The 18,465-nt window shown below is 67.4% G+C and carries 15 protein-coding genes; 11 read left to right on the forward strand and 4 right to left on the reverse strand.

The genetic code is table 11. The features are described 5' to 3' along the window. Positions 1-34: 34 nt before the first annotated feature. Positions 35-907, reverse strand: a complete 873-nt coding sequence (locus tag AC1PPL_RS09680; protein WP_479973163.1) for a FadR/GntR family transcriptional regulator — start codon at positions 905-907, stop codon at positions 35-37. A 245-nt stretch (positions 908-1,152) separates the two neighbouring features. On the opposite strand from AC1PPL_RS09680, the gene AC1PPL_RS09685 reads away from it, so the two are divergent. The 10 genes from AC1PPL_RS09685 (at position 1,153) to AC1PPL_RS09730 (ending at position 12,200) form a co-directional block, all read left to right on the forward strand. After that, on the forward strand, positions 1,153-2,358 hold the full coding sequence (locus tag AC1PPL_RS09685) for an ABC transporter substrate-binding protein (protein WP_015914667.1): 1,206 nt from the start codon (positions 1,153-1,155) through the stop codon (positions 2,356-2,358). An 83-nt stretch (positions 2,359-2,441) separates the two neighbouring features. After that, on the forward strand, positions 2,442-3,302 hold the full coding sequence (locus AC1PPL_RS09690) for a branched-chain amino acid ABC transporter permease (RefSeq protein ID WP_287803742.1): 861 nt from the start codon (positions 2,442-2,444) through the stop codon (positions 3,300-3,302). An 11-nt stretch (positions 3,303-3,313) separates the two neighbouring features. After that, complete coding sequence (locus AC1PPL_RS09695; protein WP_123675581.1) at positions 3,314-4,321, forward strand: branched-chain amino acid ABC transporter permease; 1,008 nt, start codon at positions 3,314-3,316, stop codon at positions 4,319-4,321. Next, on the forward strand, positions 4,318-5,097 hold the full coding sequence (locus AC1PPL_RS09700; protein WP_015914670.1) for an ABC transporter ATP-binding protein: 780 nt from the start codon (positions 4,318-4,320) through the stop codon (positions 5,095-5,097). The genes AC1PPL_RS09695 and AC1PPL_RS09700 overlap by 4 nt, the downstream gene beginning before the upstream one ends. After that, positions 5,094-5,801, forward strand: a complete 708-nt coding sequence (locus AC1PPL_RS09705; protein WP_015914671.1) for an ABC transporter ATP-binding protein — start codon at positions 5,094-5,096, stop codon at positions 5,799-5,801. Before AC1PPL_RS09700 ends, AC1PPL_RS09705 begins: the two co-directional genes overlap by 4 nt. An 80-nt stretch (positions 5,802-5,881) precedes the next feature. Next, the gene (locus AC1PPL_RS09710; RefSeq protein ID WP_312792792.1) at positions 5,882-7,138 is read left to right on the forward strand and encodes a Zn-dependent hydrolase; all 1,257 of its coding nucleotides are present in this window, start codon (positions 5,882-5,884) and stop codon (positions 7,136-7,138) included. After that, positions 7,135-8,601, forward strand: coding sequence for a M81 family metallopeptidase (locus tag AC1PPL_RS09715; protein WP_479973164.1), 1,467 nt, complete (start codon positions 7,135-7,137; stop codon positions 8,599-8,601). Before AC1PPL_RS09710 ends, AC1PPL_RS09715 begins: the two co-directional genes overlap by 4 nt. Before the next feature lie 165 nt (positions 8,602-8,766). Beyond that, positions 8,767-11,076, forward strand: a complete 2,310-nt coding sequence (locus AC1PPL_RS09720; protein WP_015914674.1) for an NADP-dependent malic enzyme — start codon at positions 8,767-8,769, stop codon at positions 11,074-11,076. A gap of 154 nt (positions 11,077-11,230) precedes the next feature. Next, entirely contained in the window at positions 11,231-11,635 is a 405-nt protein-coding gene (locus AC1PPL_RS09725) for a guanyl-specific ribonuclease (protein WP_011807185.1), read from the forward strand. Positions 11,636-11,774: 139 nt separating this feature from the next. Then, positions 11,775-12,200 carry a barstar family protein gene (locus AC1PPL_RS09730; RefSeq protein ID WP_011807186.1) on the forward strand — a complete coding sequence of 142 codons (426 nt, stop codon included), beginning with the start codon at positions 11,775-11,777 and terminating at the stop codon, positions 12,198-12,200. A gap of 294 nt (positions 12,201-12,494) precedes the next feature. On the opposite strand, the gene rsmA is transcribed toward AC1PPL_RS09730, so the two are convergent. From rsmA to AC1PPL_RS09745, 3 genes are all read right to left on the reverse strand, one after another. After that, a complete protein-coding gene (gene rsmA / locus AC1PPL_RS09735) occupies positions 12,495-13,256 on the reverse strand; it encodes a 16S rRNA (adenine(1518)-N(6)/adenine(1519)-N(6))-dimethyltransferase RsmA (RefSeq protein WP_479973165.1) in 762 nt (253 codons plus the stop codon). Then, positions 13,253-14,650, reverse strand: a complete 1,398-nt coding sequence (locus tag AC1PPL_RS09740) for a peptidylprolyl isomerase (protein WP_479973166.1) — start codon at positions 14,648-14,650, stop codon at positions 13,253-13,255. The genes rsmA and AC1PPL_RS09740 overlap by 4 nt, the downstream gene beginning before the upstream one ends. Before the next feature lie 63 nt (positions 14,651-14,713). After that, on the reverse strand, positions 14,714-17,167 hold the full coding sequence (locus AC1PPL_RS09745; RefSeq protein ID WP_479973167.1) for an LPS-assembly protein LptD: 2,454 nt from the start codon (positions 17,165-17,167) through the stop codon (positions 14,714-14,716). 86 nt (positions 17,168-17,253) lie between these two features. On the opposite strand from AC1PPL_RS09745, the gene AC1PPL_RS09750 reads away from it, so the two are divergent. After that, entirely contained in the window at positions 17,254-18,417 is a 1,164-nt protein-coding gene (locus AC1PPL_RS09750; protein ID WP_479973168.1) for an aminoglycoside phosphotransferase family protein, read from the forward strand. Positions 18,418-18,465 lie beyond the last annotated feature (48 nt).

Consider the following 18,465-nt stretch of genomic DNA (forward strand, 5'->3'; position numbering starts at 1 on the left):
CTTTGTCTTTTGTGAGGGAGGCGGCCTGGCCGGCCTATTCCGCCCCCACGCCGGCGGCGCGCCTGCGCGGACGCTTGGTCCCTGCGGCGGCCGTGGCTGCCGTGGACACGGCAGGCGCCGCACGCGGACGCCGCAGCGTGTCTGCGTCGAGGATCAGGCGTCCCTGGATGCGGCCCTTCATGCGCTTGACGCTGCTCGCCGCATCCTGCATGTGGCTCTGCATGAGCGTGCGCACCTTCTCCGCGTCGCGCGCGCGTGCGGCCTGCACGATGGCGCGGTGGAACTGCGCGTTGGCCTCGCCAAAACGCCGGTGCTCGGCTTGCGGCGTGCGATTGCCAAACACGATGAGCTGGCGAATCATCTCGTTGATCAGCTCACAGGTGAAGCGCAGGAACGGATTGGGGTTGGCCGCCGCGAGGATGTCGTGGAAGTTCACGTCTTCGCGCCGCTGGCTCACCAGGTCCTCCTGGCTCTGGGTGGGGTCGCAGCAGGCGATGCTGTGCTCCAGCGCCTCGAAGTCGGCCTCCGTCAGGTGCGGCACAGCGCCCGCCGCCAGCATGGGCTCGAGCTGCTGGCGCACGGCATAGATGTCGTCGATGGTCACTTCCTGGAAGAACAGGTAGTTCTGCATGAACTGCAAGGTGCGGTCCAGAGGCACTTCGACGATGGTGCCGCCGCCCGAGGGGCCCGTGGAAATGGTGACGAGGCCCTGCACCTCCAGCGACTTGAGCGCCTCGCGGATGGTGCCCTTGCTGACCTGGAACTGCGCCTGCAGCTCGATCTCGCGCGGCAGGCGGTCACCGGGACTCAGGTTCTTCTCGGTAATCAGCCGCTTGATCTCCTGGGCCACGAGATCGGAGCGCTTGAGCTGCTTGATCGCCAGGGGAGCGGGCTTCTGTGTTGCCATGGCTTGTTGTCTTTCCTCGGGATAGTCCGGTACCACCACCGCCACCCCGGTGTTCGCTGTCGTGGTGCAGTATGCACCGCCCAGGGGCATGCCGGAAGCGTCTAGGGTTTGTACGCGTCATATTCATTCTATTTGTCACTATAAATATGAATTAAGGAGCGTGCACGCATTCCGACAAATTGGCATGCATCGTGCTCTGAGACCCGTACCACCCACTGTTCTTCAGCCTCACCACGGAGTCCCCTATGCAACGACGTCACCTCCTGCAACTTTCCGCATTCGGCGCGCTGCCCGCCTCCCTGGGCTTGGGCGCCAGCGCCTGGGCACAGTCCAAGGACGCGATCCAGTTTGGCTGCCCCGTGCCCATGTCGGGCGCATTCGCCGCGAACGGCAAGTTCGCGGACCTGGGAATGAAGCTCGCCATCGAGCAGTACGGCAAGGCCCTGGACCGGCCGCTGGCCTACACGCTGCTCGATACCGAAGGCAAGCCCGCCACCGCGGTGCGCAAGGTGCAGGAGGCGGCTCAGCAAAAGGGCGCGCGCTTCTTCGCAGGCGGCATCCTGTCGTCCGAAGCGCTGGCCATGGGCAAGGAAGCCGAGAAGGCCGGCGGCATCTTCATCACGACCGCAGGGGCCGACGAGCTCACCGGCTCCGACTGCAATGGCGCCACGTTCCGCTGGTCGGTACCGACCTTCGGCGCCATCGAGCAGACCGTGCGCCCCTTGCTCGACGCGCACCCGAAAGCCAAGCGCTGGTACACCATCACGCCGCAGTACGTGTTCGGCGACGGCCTGCTGACCGCTGCCAAGAACATCTTCAAGGAAAAGGGCATCGAGCACGTGGGCAACAGCTACCACTCGCTGACCGAGAAGGAGTTCAGCGGCTACCTCACCAACGCCATGGCCGCCAAGCCCGACGTGCTGCTGCTGCTGAACTTCGGCGCCCAGTCGTCCGACGCGCTGCGCCAGGCCATCAGCTTCGGCATGCACAAGAACATGACCATCCTGATCGCCTGGGCCTCGGGCCTGGAGCAGTTCGAATCGCTGGGCGCCGATCTGTGCGATGGCGTGTACTTCGGCGCGCAGTACTGGCACACGGTGGACACGCCGCTCAACCAGGACCTGGTCAAGCGCACCCAGGCCGCGTTCAAGTCCAACCCCAACTACAGCCTGGCGGGTTCGTACATCTGCACCAAGCTGCTCCTCGACGCCATCCTCAAGGCCGGCACGGTGGACCAGAAGGCCGTGGTGGCAGCCCTGGAGGGCATGAAGTACCAGGGCCTCACGGGCGAGGAGGAAGTGCGCAAGGCCGACCACCAGGTGCTCAAGAACTACTACCTGCTCAAGGGCAAGGCCAAGGCCAAGATGAAGAACAAGGACGACTACGTGGACGTGGTCAGTTCCGGCAAGTCCTTCCTGCCCATCGACCGCACCGGCTGCAAGCTGGCCTGACCGCCCGCCCCCGGGCCTCAAGCCAAAAGACCACCTAGCGCTTGACCAGCAAGCGCTGGCAGCTATTTTTTTGATAGTCGAGTATGAGCATCTACCTGCTACAGACCATCAACGGGATCGGCATCGGCATGCTGTATTTCCTGTTGGCCGTGGGCCTGTCGATCGTGTTCGGCCTGCTGCGCTTCGTGAACTTCGCGCACGGAGCCTTCTACCTGCTGGGCGCGTATTTCTGCTACCAGATGACACGCTGGGGTCTGAGCTTCTGGCTCGCCCTGGCCGTGGTGCCGCTGGCCGTGGGCGCGATCGGCTGGTTCACCGAGAAGCTCATGCTGCGCCATGTGTACGCCAAGGCCCATGAGTTCCACATCATCATCACCGTGGGCCTCGCGCTCGTGGTGCAGGAACTCGTGATCCTGCAATGGGGGCCGCTGGGCGACAGCGTGGCCGTCCCCGACCTGCTGCAGGGCGTGGTGATGTGGGGCAGCTTCGTCTATCCGAAGTACCGGTTGTTCGTGATCGGCTTCACCGCCGTGCTCGCGGTACTGCTGTGGTGGGTGCTGGAAGGCACACGCCTGGGCAGCGCGGTGCGCGCCGGCAGCGAGTCGACCGAGATGGTTTCGCTGCTCGGCCTGAACGTGCTGCGCATCTTCAGTCTGGTGTTCGCGCTGGGCGCGGCCACGGCGGCCCTGGCGGGCGTGCTCGCCGCGCCGATCCGCGGCGCCGAGCCGTTCATGGGCATCGAGGCCCTGGGCGTGGCCTTCGTGATCGTGGTCGTGGGCGGGTTGGGCAGCTTCGGCGGCGCGCTCGTGGGCGGCCTGCTCATCGGCATCGTGCAGAGCGTGATGAGCACGCTGTGGCCCGAGGGTGCTCGCCTCATGATCTACGTGGCCATGGCTGCCGTGCTGCTGCTGCGCCCCCACGGCCTGCTGGGCCGCAAAGGATGAACACGATGAACATGTCCAGACATTCCCATTTCCTTCTCGCGCTGGCGATCGTGGTCGCCATGCCGCTGTGCATGCAGTCGGGCTCGCTCGCGAGCGAAGTGCTGATCTTCGGGCTCGCCGCCATGGGCTGCAACCTGCTGCTGGGCTACACCGGGCTGCTGTCGTTCGGGCAGGGCATCTTCTTCGGGCTGGGCAGCTACACCATCGCGCTGCTGCTCACGCGCTGGACCTTGCCCATGCCGCTGGCGCTGCTGGCCGCCGTGGCCATGGGCGCCGCGGGTGCAGCCATCGTGGGCTGGGTGGCCATCCGCCAGCGCGGCACCTACTTCGTGATGCTCACGCTCGCGTTCGCGCAGATGTTCTATTTTCTGGCCTACACCGCCACGGGCCTCACGGGCGGCGACAACGGCCTGCTCGACATTCCGCGTCCCTCGCTGGCCGTGGCCGGCCAGACGCTGTGGCCCCTGGACTCGCCCTGGCAGTACTACGGCTTTGTCGCGGTGCTGTTTCTTGCGGCGTTCTGGCTGCTGCGCCGCGTGTGCGACTCGGTGTTCGGCCGCACGCTGCTGGCCGTGCGCGACAACGAGGAGCGCGCCGCGGCCGTGGGCTACGACCTGCGCCTGCTCAAGCTGCAGGCCTTCGTGATCTCGGGCGCCGTCACCGGCCTGGCCGGCGCGCTGCACGCCATGATGACCGGCATCGCGCCGCTGTCCAATGCCGAATACCACACGAGCGAGATGATCCTCGTGATGACCGTGATCGGTGGAACTGGCAACCTGCTGGCCTCGGTGCTGGGCGCGGCGTTCTATGTACTGCTGGGCGACTGGCTCTCCACCCTGTGGCCGCGCTGGCTGCTGCTGTTGGGCGTGGTGCTGATGGTCGTCAGCCTGGGGCTGCAGCGCGGCCTGTGGGGCCTGGGCGAGTCCCTGTGGAGCCTGCTGCGCCGCAAGGGCGGCGGGGCCGACGCACAACGCAACGGGGCGGCGTCCCAGGCCAACACCCAGGGAGGCCAGGCATGAGCACCACCGCATCCCCCATCCTGCTCGAAGCCCAGGGCGTCGAGAAACGCTACGACAAGTTCGTCGCCCTGGGCGGCGTAAACCTCAAGGTGCGCGCCAACACCGTGCATTCGGTGATCGGCCCCAACGGGGCGGGCAAGACCACGCTGTTCCACATGCTCACGGGGACCAAGCAGGTGAGCGGCGGGCGCATCCTGTTCGACGGCCACGACGTGACGCGCGAGCCCGACCACCGGCGCGTGCGCCGGGGCATGGCGCGCTCGTTCCAGGTCACGAGCCTGTTCCTCACCCTGCCGGTGCGCGAGAACCTGCGCCTGGCCGCCCAGGGCGTGGCCCCCAAGAAGGCGCTGGACTGCTGGAACGCCCCCGAGGGCCGGCGCTCCTGCGCCGACACGGTGGCCAGCGTGCTCGAACGCCTGGGCCTCACGCGCTACGCCGACACCCCCGCCGGCAATCTCTCGCACGGCCAGCAGCGGCGCCTGGAGGTGGGCATGGCGCTGGCCGCGCGCCCGAAGGCGATCTTCCTCGACGAGCCGACCTCGGGCATGGGCATCGACGACCTCGAGGAGATGAAGCAACTGATCCAGGGCCTCAAGGACGAGCACACCGTGGTGCTCATCGAACACAACATGGGCATCGTCATGGACATCTCCGACACCATCACCGTGATGCAGCAGGGCCGCGTGCTCGCCGAGGGCCTGCCGCACGAGATCCGCAACGACGAGCGTGTACGCAGCGCCTACCTGGGCAACATGATCACCGGAGGCAAGGCATGAAGACATTGCTGTCCGTGGAATCCGTTCACGCGCATTACGGCAAAAGCCATGTGCTGCAGGGCGTGTCGCTGCATGTCGGCGACGGCGAGCTCGTCACGCTGCTGGGCCGCAACGGGGCGGGCAAGACCACCACGCTCAAGACCATCGCCGGCGTGATGGCGCCCACGCAAGGGCAAGTCCGCTTCGGCGGCGAGCCCGTGCACCAGCTGGCCACCCATCTGGTGGCACAACGCGGCATCTGCCTGGTGCCGGAGCACCGGGGCATCTTCAAGCTGCTCACGGTAGAAGAGAACCTGTTACTGGGCCAGCGCAAGCATTCGCCCTGGCAGCTGCCCGACGTCTATCGCATCTTTCCGCGCCTCAAGGAGCGCCGCGCCAATGGCGGTGGCCAGCTCTCGGGCGGCGAGCAGCAGATGCTGGCCATCGGCCGCGCGCTCATGAACGCGCCGCGCCTGCTGATGCTGGACGAGCCCGTGGAGGGACTGGCGCCCGTGATCGTCGAGGAGATCGTGGCCCAGCTCCAGACCATCAAGGCCGCGGGCGTGTCCATCCTGCTGGTGGAGCAGAACCTCGAGGTCTGCACCCAGCTCGCCGACCGCCACTACGTCATCGAGCAGGGTGCCATCGTGCATGAGGCCAGCAACGTGGACTTCCTGGCAGACGACGCCGTGAAGGACCGCTACCTCGGCGTGGGCATGGCCTGACATCCAACGGCAGCCCTTGTGGTCCGCCCCAAAAGCGCGGAGGCCGCATCGCGCTGCGAACAGCAGTGAAGGACTCTTTCATGGACATGCAAACATCCCCCGCCACTGCGCTGCGCATCGACGGCGCACGCCTGTGGAAATCGCTGATGGACCTCGCGCGCATCGGCGGCACCCCCAAAGGTGGCGTGTGCCGCATCGCCCTCACCGACCTGGACCGGCAGGGCCGCGACCTCTTCGTGCAGTGGGCGCGCGAGGCCGGCTGCAGCATCCGCATCGATGCCATCGGCAACATCTTCGCGCGCCGTGCAGGCGCGGACGACAGCCTGGCGCCGGTGATGACGGGCAGCCACATCGACACCCAGCCCACCGGCGGCAAGTTCGACGGTAACTACGGCGTGATGGCCGGCCTGGAAGTGGTGCGCACGCTCAATGCGGCTGGCGTGCGCACCCGCGCGCCCATCGAGGTCGCGGTGTGGACCAACGAAGAAGGCTCACGCTTCGTGCCCGTGATGATGGGCTCGGGCGTGTTCGCGGGAGCGTTCACGCTGGAGCATGCGCTCGCACAGCGAGACGCCCAGGGCGTGAGCGTGGCCGAAGCCCTCGCCGCGATCGGCTACGCGGGCCAGGCCAGCGCAGCACCCGTCGTGGGCGCCTACTTCGAGGCGCACATTGAGCAAGGCCCGGTGCTGGAGAATCACGAACGCGTGATCGGCGTGGTGCAGGCGGCGCTGGGCCAGCGCTGGTACGACGTGACCGTGCAGGGCATGGAGGCGCATGCCGGTCCCACGCCCATGGAATTGCGCCAGGATGCGCTGCTGGCCGCGAGTGCGCTGGTGGCCGAGGTCAACCGCATCGCCCTGGACCGCCTGCCGCATGCGCGCGGCACCGTGGGCTCGCTGGAGGTGCACCCCAACTCGCGCAACGTGATCCCGGGCCGCGTGAAGCTCAGCGTGGACCTGCGCGCGCCCGACGACGCCCAGCTGCTGGACATGGACGCCGCGCTGCGCGCCGCCTGCGCGCGCATCGCCGCCGAGCGCGGCCTGGCCATCGACGTGGAGCAGGTGGTGTACTTCCCGCCGCAGCCGTTCACGCCGCACCTGGTGGAGGCCGTGCGCGCCAACGCCGCGGACCTGGGCTACAGCTGCATGGATGTGGTGAGCGGAGCGGGCCATGACGCAGTCTATGTAGCGCGTGTGGCGCCCGCGGCGATGATCTTCGTTCCCTGCGCCGACGGCATCAGCCACAACGAGATCGAAGACGCAGATCCCGCCCATCTGGAGGCCGGCTGCAATGTGCTGCTGCGCGCCATGCTCGCCAGTGCCGGGGTGGTGGCATGAAGATCCTGATCGCACGGCTCAACCACGAGACCAACACCTTCTCGCCCGTGCCCACGCCCCTGGAGGCGTTCTCGCCGGCTTTTGGCGAGGCGGCCTTGCGCGCCAACAAGGGCATGCGCACGGCCATGGCGGCCTTCATCGACCTGGCCGAGAGGATGGGGGCCACGCTGGTCACGCCCGTGTCCGCCACGGCCAACCCCAGCGGTCCCGTGCACGCGAAGGCCTACGACGAGCTCACGCGCCGTATCGTCGAGGCAGCTCCCGGCTCCGATGCCATCCTGCTCGACCTGCACGGCGCGATGGTGGCCGAGCACACCGACGATGGGGAGGGCGATCTGCTCGCGCGCGTGCGCGCTGCAGCGCCCGGCGTGCCCATAGGCGTGGCATTGGACCTGCATGGCAACATCACCGAGCAGATGGTGCAGAGCGCCGACGTGATGGTGGGCTTCAAGACCTACCCGCACATCGACATGTACGAAACCGGAGAGCACGCAGGTCGCCTGCTGCTGCAGATGCTGCGCGGCGAGGCGCACTTTCGTGTGTGCTGGCACCGCCTGCCGCTCATGAGCCACACGCTGCGCAGCACCACGCTTGAGGGCCCGATGCGCGATGCCGTGGAGGCCGCGCGCGGCCTCGAACGTAGCGGGCTGCCCGCTGTCTCCGTGTTCGGCGGCTTCTCGCTGGCCGACATCGAGGCACCCTGCGTGAGCGTCGTCGCCACCTGCCGCGCGGAGGATGCGGCCGCCACCCAGGATGCCGTAGACGGGCTGGCGCGGCAAATATGGCAGCGGCGGACGGAATATGTCTACCGCAGCGACCCACTGGAAGACTCTCTGCGCCGCGCGCAGGACATGGCACAAGGCGCCACCCGCCCCGTGCTGCTGCTCGACCACGGCGACAACTGCATGTCGGGCGGCACCTGCGACACCATGGACGTGCTGCAGGCCGCGCTGGAGCGGGGCCTCACCGGCATCGCCATGGGGCCTCTGTGCGACCCGGAGGCCGTGGCCCGGCTCATCGCAGCCGGCGAGGGTGGCGAGGTGGACGTCGACCTTGGCAACAAGGTGCCACTCGACCGCATCGGCCTGCACAAGAAGCCACTGCGCCTGCACGGCACGGTGCGCGCCGTGAGCGATGGCAGCTACACCGTCACGGGCCCGATCTACACAGGCCAGCGCTGCCACATGGGGCGCACGGTGTTGTTCGATACCGGTAGCGCGCAGATCGTGGTGTCCGAGCAGACCCATGAGCCGTGGGACCTCGGTGTGTTCCACTGCGTGGGGCTGGATCCCACGCGCTTCCGGTTCCTGCTGCTCAAGTCACGGATGTACTGCCGGCCTGTGTTCACGCCCCTTTCCGAGGGTCTTGTCGAGTGCGACAGCCCGGGCGTAACCACATCGGACTATGCGCGGTTCCCTTTTAGGCGGGTGCGCCGGCCGGTATACCCGCTCGATCCGGCGTGAATACCGGCACATGGAACTGCCTGCATTGCGATCACAAGTGTTTCGCTTGACGGCAGACTGACAGCCTCGCGTCCTACAATCGGCTCCCCTTACATACCGCCGACGGGGCGCAGTGCTCGCATGCCGCCACGTCGGCCATGCTTCGCTGACGATTGGAGACGCTTGATGTCCGACAACACGGCCCACAACCCTACCGACAAGCGCGCCCTGCTGCGTCGTGCCGCACTCGAATATCACGAGTTTCCCCAGCCCGGCAAGATCACGATTGCTGCGACCAAGCAGATGGTCAATCAGCATGACCTGGCACTGGCCTATTCCCCCGGCGTGGCCGCGCCCTGCGAAGAGATCGTCAAGGACCCCGCCGCTGCCTTTCGCTACACCGCCCGCGGCAACCTGGTCGGCGTGGTGACCAACGGCACGGCCGTGCTGGGCCTGGGCGATATCGGCCCGCTGGCCGGCAAGCCGGTGATGGAAGGCAAGGGCGTTCTGTTCAAGAAGTTCTCGGGCATCGATGTGTTCGACATCGAGATCAACGAGAAGGACCCGGACAAGCTCATCGAGATCATTGCCTCGCTGGAGCCCACGTTCGGTGGCATCAACCTGGAAGACATCAAGGCCCCAGACTGCTTCTACATCGAGCGCAAGCTGCGCGAGCGCATGAGCATTCCGGTGTTCCATGACGATCAGCACGGCACGGCCATCGTCGTGGGCGCCGCCATCCTCAACGGCCTGAAGGTGGCCGGCAAGGACCCCAAGAAGATCAAGCTCGTGACCTCGGGCGCCGGCGCGGCCGCGTTGGCCTGCCTGGGCCTGCTGGTCAAGCTGGGCATTCCACGGGAAAACATCTGGGTGACCGACCTGGCCGGCGTGGTCTACGAAGGACGCACCGAGCTCATGGACGAGGACAAGGTGCAATACGCCCAGAAGACGTCCGCCCGCACGCTGGCGGAGGTGATCGAAGGTGCCGACGTGTTCCTCGGCCTGTCGGCCGGCGGCGTGCTCAAGCAAGACATGGTCCGCAAGATGAACGCGCGCCCGCTGATCTTCGCGCTGGCCAACCCCAACCCCGAGATCTCGCCCGAAGACGTGAAGGCTGTCCGCGACGACGCCATCATCGCCACCGGCCGCACCGACTATCCGAACCAGGTCAACAACGTCCTGTGCTTCCCGTACATCTTCCGCGGCGCGCTGGACTGCGGCGCGACGACGATCACCACCGAGATGGAGATCGCCGCCGTTCATGCCATCGCCGAGCTGGCCCAGGCCGAGCAGAGCGAAGTGGTGGCTGCCGCCTATGTCGGCGAGCCGCTGGCCTTCGGCCCGGACTACCTGATTCCCAAGCCGTTCGACCCGCGCCTGATGATGAAGATCGCGCCGGCGGTGGCGCAGGCCGCGGCCGACAGCGGCGTGGCCCAGCGCCCCGTGGCCGACATGGACGCCTACCGCGACCATCTGCAGACCTTCGTCTACGCGTCCGGCACGACGATGAAGCCGATCTTCACGGCGGCCAAGGTGGCTCCCAAGAAGCGCGTGGCCTTCTCCGAGGGCGAGGAAGAGCGCGTGCTGCGCGCCGCGCAGATCGTGGTGGACGAGAAGATCGCGCGCCCCACGCTCATCGGCCGCCCGGCCATCATCGCCCAGCGCATCGAGAAATTCGGCTTGCGCCTGAAAGAGGGCCAGGACTACGACGTGGTCAACGTGGAGCAGGACCACCGCTACCGCGACTTCTGGCAAACCTACCACCGCATGACCGAGCGCAAGGGCGTGACGGTGCCCATCGCCAAGATCGAGATGCGCCGGCGCCTGACGCTGATCGGCTCGATGCTGTTGCACAAGGGCGAGGTGGACGGCCTGATCTGCGGCACCTGGGGCCACACATCGCACCATCTGCAGTACATCGACCAGGTGATCGGCAAGCGCGCCGGCGTGAACACCTACGCCTGCATGAACGGCCTGCTGCTGCCCGATCGCCAGGTCTTCGTGGTGGACACCCATGTGAACTACGATCCCACGGCCGAGCAGCTCGCCGAGATCACCATCATGGCGGCCGAGGAGATGATGCGCTTCGGCATCAAGCCCAAGGCAGCGTTGCTGTCGCACTCCAACTTCGGGTCCAGCAACCAACCCAGCGCGGTGAAGATGCGCCAGACGCTGGACCTGCTGCGCGTGCAGGCGCCCTGGCTGGAGGTGGACGGCGAAATGCACGGCGACGTGGCGCTGGACGGCAAGGCCCGCTCGGCCCTCATGCCCCATGGCACGCTGGCGGGCGACGCGAACCTGCTGGTCATGCCCAACATCGACGCGGCCAACATCTCCTACAACCTGCTCAAGACCGCCGCTGGCGGCAATATCGCCATTGGCCCGGTGCTGCTGGGCGCGGCCGAGCCGGTGCACATTCTCACCGCCAGCGCCACGGTGCGCCGCATCGTCAACATGACCGCCCTCACCGTGGCGGATGCCAACGCGGCCCGATAACGGCCATGACAAGCGCCGCTCTACGAGTGGGCGCTGACAATTGCCCTTCGTTCCTGCCCATTTTTTGGGCAGGCGCTTGCCTTATGTGCGCCTTTTTGTCACACTAGCGGGTCGAAATTTCGGGTTAACCCGTAGTTTCTGAAAGGTGTAGTGGATGTTGCAGGCTGTCGCCATCCGGGCGTACAAGGCAATGGGGGCGTGCGTTCTGGGTGCTGCGGTCACGCTTGCGCCCGTGGTGGTGTCCGCGCGGCAGCTCCCTGACACTGCCGCCAATCCTCCCATCTCGCTGGCTGAGCTCCCCCCGCAGGGGCGGGCCACCTATGCGCTGATCCATGAGGGTGGGCCGTTCCCGTACGACAAGGATGGTTCGGTATTCGGCAACCGCGAGCGTCTGCTCCCCCTGAAGAAACGCGGCTATTACCGCGAATACACGGTGCGCACGCCCGGCGTGCGCCACCGGGGAGCGCGGCGCATCGTGTGCGGGGGCGCTCCCCGCACACCGGACGCCTGCTATTTCACCAGCGACCATTACGCGAGCTTTCGAGAAATCAGGGAATGAACGCCAGGAATGCCCCTTGCGGCAAATCCCCTGGCAAGGCCCCTGATGCATCGCACCAACGGTTTTTCTTCCGCTAGCCGCCTTCGCCAGGCTGTCGGATACTTCTATTCGTGGACCTCTAAAAGAAAGAGCAACGGAGATGGAAACGCCACTTCGTAAAGACCAGGAAACGCTTCTGCGCGGTGTGCGCCCCAATATCGTGCAGTCGATCCGTGCCTTCCGGGTGCACGACCTGCAGGACACGGCGCGCGCCATGGGCCACCACTTCCTGTATGCCAACCTTGCACATGCGCAGTCCAAGCAGGACATCCTGGACCTGATCGCCACGCAGTTCACCTTCCCGGCGCACTTCGGCAAGAACTTCGATGCGCTGTACGACTGCATGACCGATCCGCTGCACAAGTCGGGCCCGCAGCCGGGCTTCATCGTGGTACTGGAGCAGATCCCGATCACGGCCAAGTTCGACAAGGAAGCCCGCGAGCAATTGCTGGACATCTTCCGCGATGCCGCCGACTACTGGGGCGACCGCAAGATCCCGTTCCGCTGCTTCTATTCTTTTCTGTAGCCCGTTCTGCAACCGCCGGCCAGGCGGAACGGGCGCAGGAGGAGCACGGCAGTGCCGCCTCCCAGGCCATAGAGATCGCGATCGATCCCGTGGGCGAGAAGATGCCCACCGACAAGCTGGTGGACGTCTCCCCCATGGCGCTGCGCATGAGCAGCCCCTTCAACGCTGGCTACTGGCTCACGGCCGCGTGATGAAGCATGACCGGCCGCAGCCCTGCTCCGGCCGGTCACGGTTTTGCGCTTTGAATCAAATCGGGCGCTAGCGCCCTACCAATAAGCGCGAGCAGCTCCTATTTCAGGAGCATTCCTGCGCCAATGCGACGTACTCGCTCACCGGCACCTCCTCGGCCCGGCGCTGGGTGTCGAACGTGCCGGCAAACTGCCGCGCTTCGAGCCAGCGGCCCAGCGTGTGGCGCAACAGCTTGCGCCGCTGGCTGAAGGCCACCTGCACCAACTCCTCCAGCACGGACATCGACAGCGCCTCGGGCGCTTCGTGCGGCACCATGCGCACCACCGCACTGTCCACGCGCGGCGGCGGATCGAAGCTCTCGGGCGGCACGAACAGCACGTTCTCCATGGCGTAGCGCCATTGCAGCATCACCGACAGCCGGCCATAGGCGCTGGTCGCCGGCGCGGCCACCATGCGGTCGATGACTTCCTTTTGCAGCATGAAATGCTGGTCCGTAATGACCCGCACGTGCGCCAGCAGATGGAACAGGATGGGCGTGGAGATGTTGTAGGGCAGGTTGCCGACCACTCTTATCTTGGGAGCATTCAGCGCTTGCGCTACCTGCGCAAAGTCCACTTTCAGCACATCGGACTCGATGACATCGAGCTGCCCGTGCTGGCGCAGCCGAGCGGCCAGGTCGCGGTCCAGTTCGACCACTGTGAGCCGGCCCAGGCGTTCAACCAGCGGCTGGGTCAGCGCCGCCAGCCCCGGGCCGATCTCCACCATGGGCTGCCCGGGCTCGGGCGCGATGGCGCGCACGATCGCATCGATGATGCCCTGGTCGCTCAGGAAGTGCTGGCCGAAGCGCTTGCGCGGGATGTGCTTCATTGCGGAGTGTCGCGGTATTCCACGTAGGCCCGACCCCGGGCTTCCTGGATCCAGGTGGCGAAGGCCTCGTCGAGCTTCTTTTCGCGCACGGCGTCGCGCACCATGTCACGCTGCTCGCGCTGGGTGAGCTTGGCCTCGCGGCGCTCCAGCAGCTGGATCAGGTGCACCCCAAAGCGCGACACCACGGGGCGGCTGATCTCGCCAGGGCGCAGGGCATTGAGCGCCTCTTCGAATTCGGGCACGTAGCGCCCGGGCGATGCCCAACCCAGGTCGCCGCCGTCCTTGGCGCTGCCGTCCTGCGAATACTCGCGTGCCAGCGCCGCGAAGTCGGCGCCGCCGCGCGCGACGCGATCGCGCAGATCCTCCAGCCGCTCGGCCGCCTGGCGTTCCGACAGGTTGGCATTGGTGCGCAGCAGAATGTGGCGCGCGTGGCTCTGCACGGCCGTGGTGGGCACGCCGCTCTGGGTCTTGTCCACCACCTTCAGGATGTGAAAGCCCGCGGGCGAGCGCACCGGGCCGACCACGCTGCCCACGCTGGCTTGCTGCGTGGCGTTCACGAACAACTCGGGATAGCGGTCGGCCGGGCGCAGGCCCAGCAGTCCGCCGTTGGCGCCTTCGGGCGCATCGGAATACTCGCGCGCCACGGCGCCAAAGTCGCCACCCGCCTGCACCTTGGCCAGCGCCTCCTGCGCGCGCGCCGAGCGCTGGGCCACCTCGTCCGGGCCGGCGTTCTCGGGCACTTTCACCAGGATGTGACCCAGGTTGAGTTCCAGCTTGCCCGGGCCGGCGGCCTGCCGCTGCTCGCGCAGGTACTGGTCCACCTCCAGGTCGCTCACACGCACGCGCGACTCCACGTCGCGCTCGCGCAGGCGCAGCGCCAGCAGTTGGTTGCGCAGTTCTTCGCGAAAGCGCTCCTTGCTGATGCCATCGGCAGCCAGGCGCCGGTGCATCTCGTCCACGCTGATGCTGTTCTGCCGCGCCACCGACTGCTCGGCCTGGTTGACGGCATAGTCGTCCACCTTGATGCCGGTCTCCTTGGCCTGCTGCACCTGGATCTTCTCCAGGATCAGGCGCTCCAGCACCTCCTTGGCCAGCAGCTCCTGCGGCGGAACCTTGCCGCCCTGGCTGGCGATCTGCTGCACCACGCGCTCGGTGCGCTGGCGCACCTCGTTGTTGGTGATGGGCTCGGAATTGACCACGGCGACGATGTAGTCCGCCTGCCGCGGCGCGTTGGAGGCCGTCGCCCCGGCCGGCGGCAGCAGCGTCGCTGCGGAGGGCAGCCGCGGCTGGCCGGAGGCCGATGGGCGCAGCCCCTGCGCATGGGCGCTCATGGGCACCAGCGGTGCGACGGCGGTCAGGCAGACCAGGCCCAGGGTCAAGGCACGGTGTTTCATGGCGTGGTGCAAATTCATGGTGCAAGGCGGCGCGTCGCCCCAGCGGGGCGGCGCACAAGGCGATCAATCGTACTGGGTGAAGCGGCTGGGGGTGGACACGCTTTCGCGCAGGAACTGGTAGCGCGGCACATTCTGCTTGAGGCTGGACAGCGGGTTGGAGCCCAGCGACAGGCGCGAGAAGCCGATGAACTCGATCTGGAACATGAGCCGGGTGTTGGACGACGTAACGCTGCGCTGCAGGCGCTCCAGCACCACGCGGCCGATCCAGCAGCAGCTCTCGTACTCCAGGCCCACCACGGTGTCCACCAGTTTGCGGTCCTGCAGGCTGTAGTTCAGCCGCCCCACGCTGTACCAGCGCCCCCCGGCAGAGGAGGGCTTGTCGCCGCGGTCGCCCCACAGGTCGTTGAGCGGCCACTGCCAGCCCACGTCGATCTGCTCGCTGGGCTCGGTGATCAGGCCAGTGACCTTCTGCATGCGGTAGGCCGCGCTCACCGTGCGGTAGTTGCCGGGCGAATAGCGCGCCGCCACCGTGGTGCGCAGGGACCGGCCGGTCTTGGGGTTGTATTGCACCGTGGAGTCGAAGCCCCACTGCGGCGTCCAGTTGATGCCCGCGCCCAGCAGCACGTCCGACAGCCGCTCGTTCACCGGCGAGCCGCCGGGCATGGTGACTTCCTGGTCGGAAAAGCGCACGCGCTGTGCCACGCCGAAGCGCGCGGCCTCGGCGCCGGTGTCGGGGTCGAGCAGGCGCGTGGTCACGCCCAGCGTGAGCAGGTTGTTGTCGGCCAGCCGGTCCTGTCCGCCAAAGGCGTTCTCAGTGTAGATCGACGCGAAGTTGAAGTCGTTCACCGCGGTGTCGTAGATCGGCAGCAGGCGCTGGTCGCGGTACGGGGTGTAGGTGTAGAAGGCGCGCGGCTCCAGGGTCTGCAGGAAGTCGCGGCCGAAATAGCGGGCGTCGCGCTCGAACACCAGGCCGCTGTCCAGGCTGAACGTGGGCAGCGTGCGGCTGGCGGTGCGCTGGCCGTTGGCCAGCGGCGCATCGAACTCGTAGTGCGTGCTGTGCAACTGCACGCGCGGTGTGATGAAACCCGCCGGCGCCAGGAACGGCCGGCTGACCTGCGCCATGGTGTAGCTGCGCTTGGCGTTGGGCTGGCCGGTGTAGGCGCGGTCGGCGTGAAAGCTGGTGTAGTCGGCCTCGACACTCGCATCCAGCCCGCCGGCCAGCTGCAGCGGCCGGTACTCCCAGCGCAGCTGCGGCATGCGGTCGTAGGGCGGGATGATGGGCGCGTTCACGTCCTGCAGCGTTTGCCACTTGAGGGTGCGCAGCAGCAGCGAATGCTCGCCGCGCGCCCAGTTCAGCGTCGCGTCGCCCGGCAGCAGGCGCTGGGTGAGCTGGTCGTTTACGCCGCTGCGGCCACTGTTGCGCTGGGAAAAATCGCGCCAGTAGTTGTCGTCGCTCACGCGCTTGATGTCGATGCCCAGACCCACGCCGCCTGCGGGCGTATCAAAGGTGGCGCGGTGCTTGATGCCGTAGGCCCAGCGGTCGCGGTCGCGCAGCCGGTCGTTGGGCATGTAGTCGGCTGTCAACTCGCCGCTGTAGCGCGGCTCCAGGTAACGGAACTCCGTGCCCAGGGCCACGCCGCGCCGCGTCATGACCGTAGGCGTGATGGTGGCGTCGCGGTTGGGTGCAATGTTCCAGTAGTACGGCTGCGCGTATTCGAAGCCGCTGACGCTGTCCAGCCCGAGCGTGGGCGGCAGCAGGCCTGACTTGCGCCGGTCCGACAGCGGGAAGGTGATGCGCGGAATCGGCAGCACCGGCACGCCCTTGAACTCCAGCACGCCATTCTCGGCCGTGCCCACGTCCTCCACGCGGTCCAGGTGGATGCGCTCGGCGCGCAGGATCCAGTCGGGCTGCCAACTGGCCTCGTCGGTGCGCTCGCAGGTGGTGTAGGTGGCGTTGTGCACCACGGAACGGTCGCGGTCGAGGAAGTCCACGCGCGAGGCCTCGCCATGCGCCGCGGTCTCCAGGAAGCGGTAGCGCGCGTCGCTGAAGAAGCCGGTGAAGGCCTCCACGCGCAGGTCCAGCTGCGAGCCTTCATACCGGTTGCCCGCGCGGTTGATGAGCACGTTGCCGCTGGCGCGCGCGCGGTCATCGGCCACGTCGTATTGCATGCGGTCGGCATGCACCACCGTGTCGCCGCGGCGCAGCTCGGCGTTGCCCTCGATCGTGGCCTGGATGTCCGGTTGGCCCGTCACGCGGTCTCCGCGCACGAACACCGGCAGTTGCTGGCGGATGCCGTAGGGCAGCACCTCCTGCAGACGCGGGCTGGAGCGCAGCGCCGGCGCAGGCTCGGTCGGGACAGCGTCCGCCGCGGGCTGTGCCTGGGCCAGCACGGCCAATGGCACGCCGCACAGCATCAGGGCCGCCAGCCGCGCCAGCATGCTGCGCGGAGGCAGGGGCGCGGCGAATGGGCGGTGCGTCGGGACGTGCAGGGCGTGAGGCAAGGGGAGACGATCCATGGATTGCGACGGACGGCGGGCCGCTAGGCACGGGCACCGCGGGCCACCCCGCCGGGGAAGGCCGGGTTTGTAGAATCCGATTATCCATGAGCCACCCCTCTTCCCCCACTCCGGCGGGCACATCCGAGCCGGCCACGGGCGCCGTGCATACGGGCGCCGTGCACACGGGCGCCGTGCATGCGAGCGCCGTGCACTGGACCGACCCGGCCCGCCAGGCAGCCTTCAACGCCTGGCTGGCCCCGCTGGCCGCCACGCTCCAGCTGCGCCCCGAGTCCCTGCGCCCGGCGTCCGCGGACGCGAGCTTTCGCCGCTACCTGCGCCTGGACGCTGTTGATGGCACCAGCCGCATCGTCATGGACGCGCCGCCCGACAAGGAAGACTGCCGCCCGTTCGTGCAGGTGCAGGCGCTGCTGCAGGCCGCCGGCCTGCGCGTGCCGCAGATCCTGGCCTGGGACGAAGCGCACGGTTTCATGCTGCTGTCCGACCTGGGCGCGCAGACCGCCATCGAGCGCCTGGACCCTGCCAACCCGGCCGCCGCGCACGCCTGGTACCTGCAGGCCGTGGACCTGCTCATCGACTGGCAGCGCGCCTCGCGCCCCGGCGTGCTGCCGGCCTACGACGAGCCGCTGCTGCGCCGCGAGCTGCAGCTCTTTCCCGACTGGTACATCGCCCGCCACCGCCAGGCCACGCTGACCGATGCGCAGCAGACCACGCTGGCCCGCACCTTCGACGCCATCGTGGCGCAGAACCTGGCGGCCCCCAGCGTGTACGTGCACCGCGACTTCATGATGCGCAACCTGATGGTGGGTGCGGACGAGCGCCTGGGCGTGCTGGACTTCCAGGACGCGGTCTACGGCCCCGTGACCTATGACATCGCCAGCCTGATGCGCGACGCCTTCATCAGCTGGGAAGAAGACTTCGTCATCGACATTACCGTGCGTTACTGGGAGAAGGCCCGCCGTGCGGGCATTCTCGGCGCCGCGAGCGACAGCGGTTGGGGTGCGGACTTCGGCGACTTCTACCGCGCGGTGGACTTCATGGCCTTGCAGCGCCACCTGAAGGTGGCCGGCATCTTCGCGCGCCTGACGCTGCGCGACGGCAAGCCCAAGTACCTGGCCGACGCACCGCGCTTCATCGCCTACATCCGCCAGACGGCCGGCCGCTACCGCGAGCTGTCGCCGCTGCTGCGGCTGGTGGACGAACTGGAAGGCACCCAGGCCGCCATGGGCTACGCCTTCGGGCGCGTCTAGGTTTACAGGCCAAATCGGCCTCCAGCGCTTGTCCACCAAGCGCTGGCA

It is taken from the genome of Diaphorobacter sp. B2A2W2 (genome assembly GCF_056730635.1).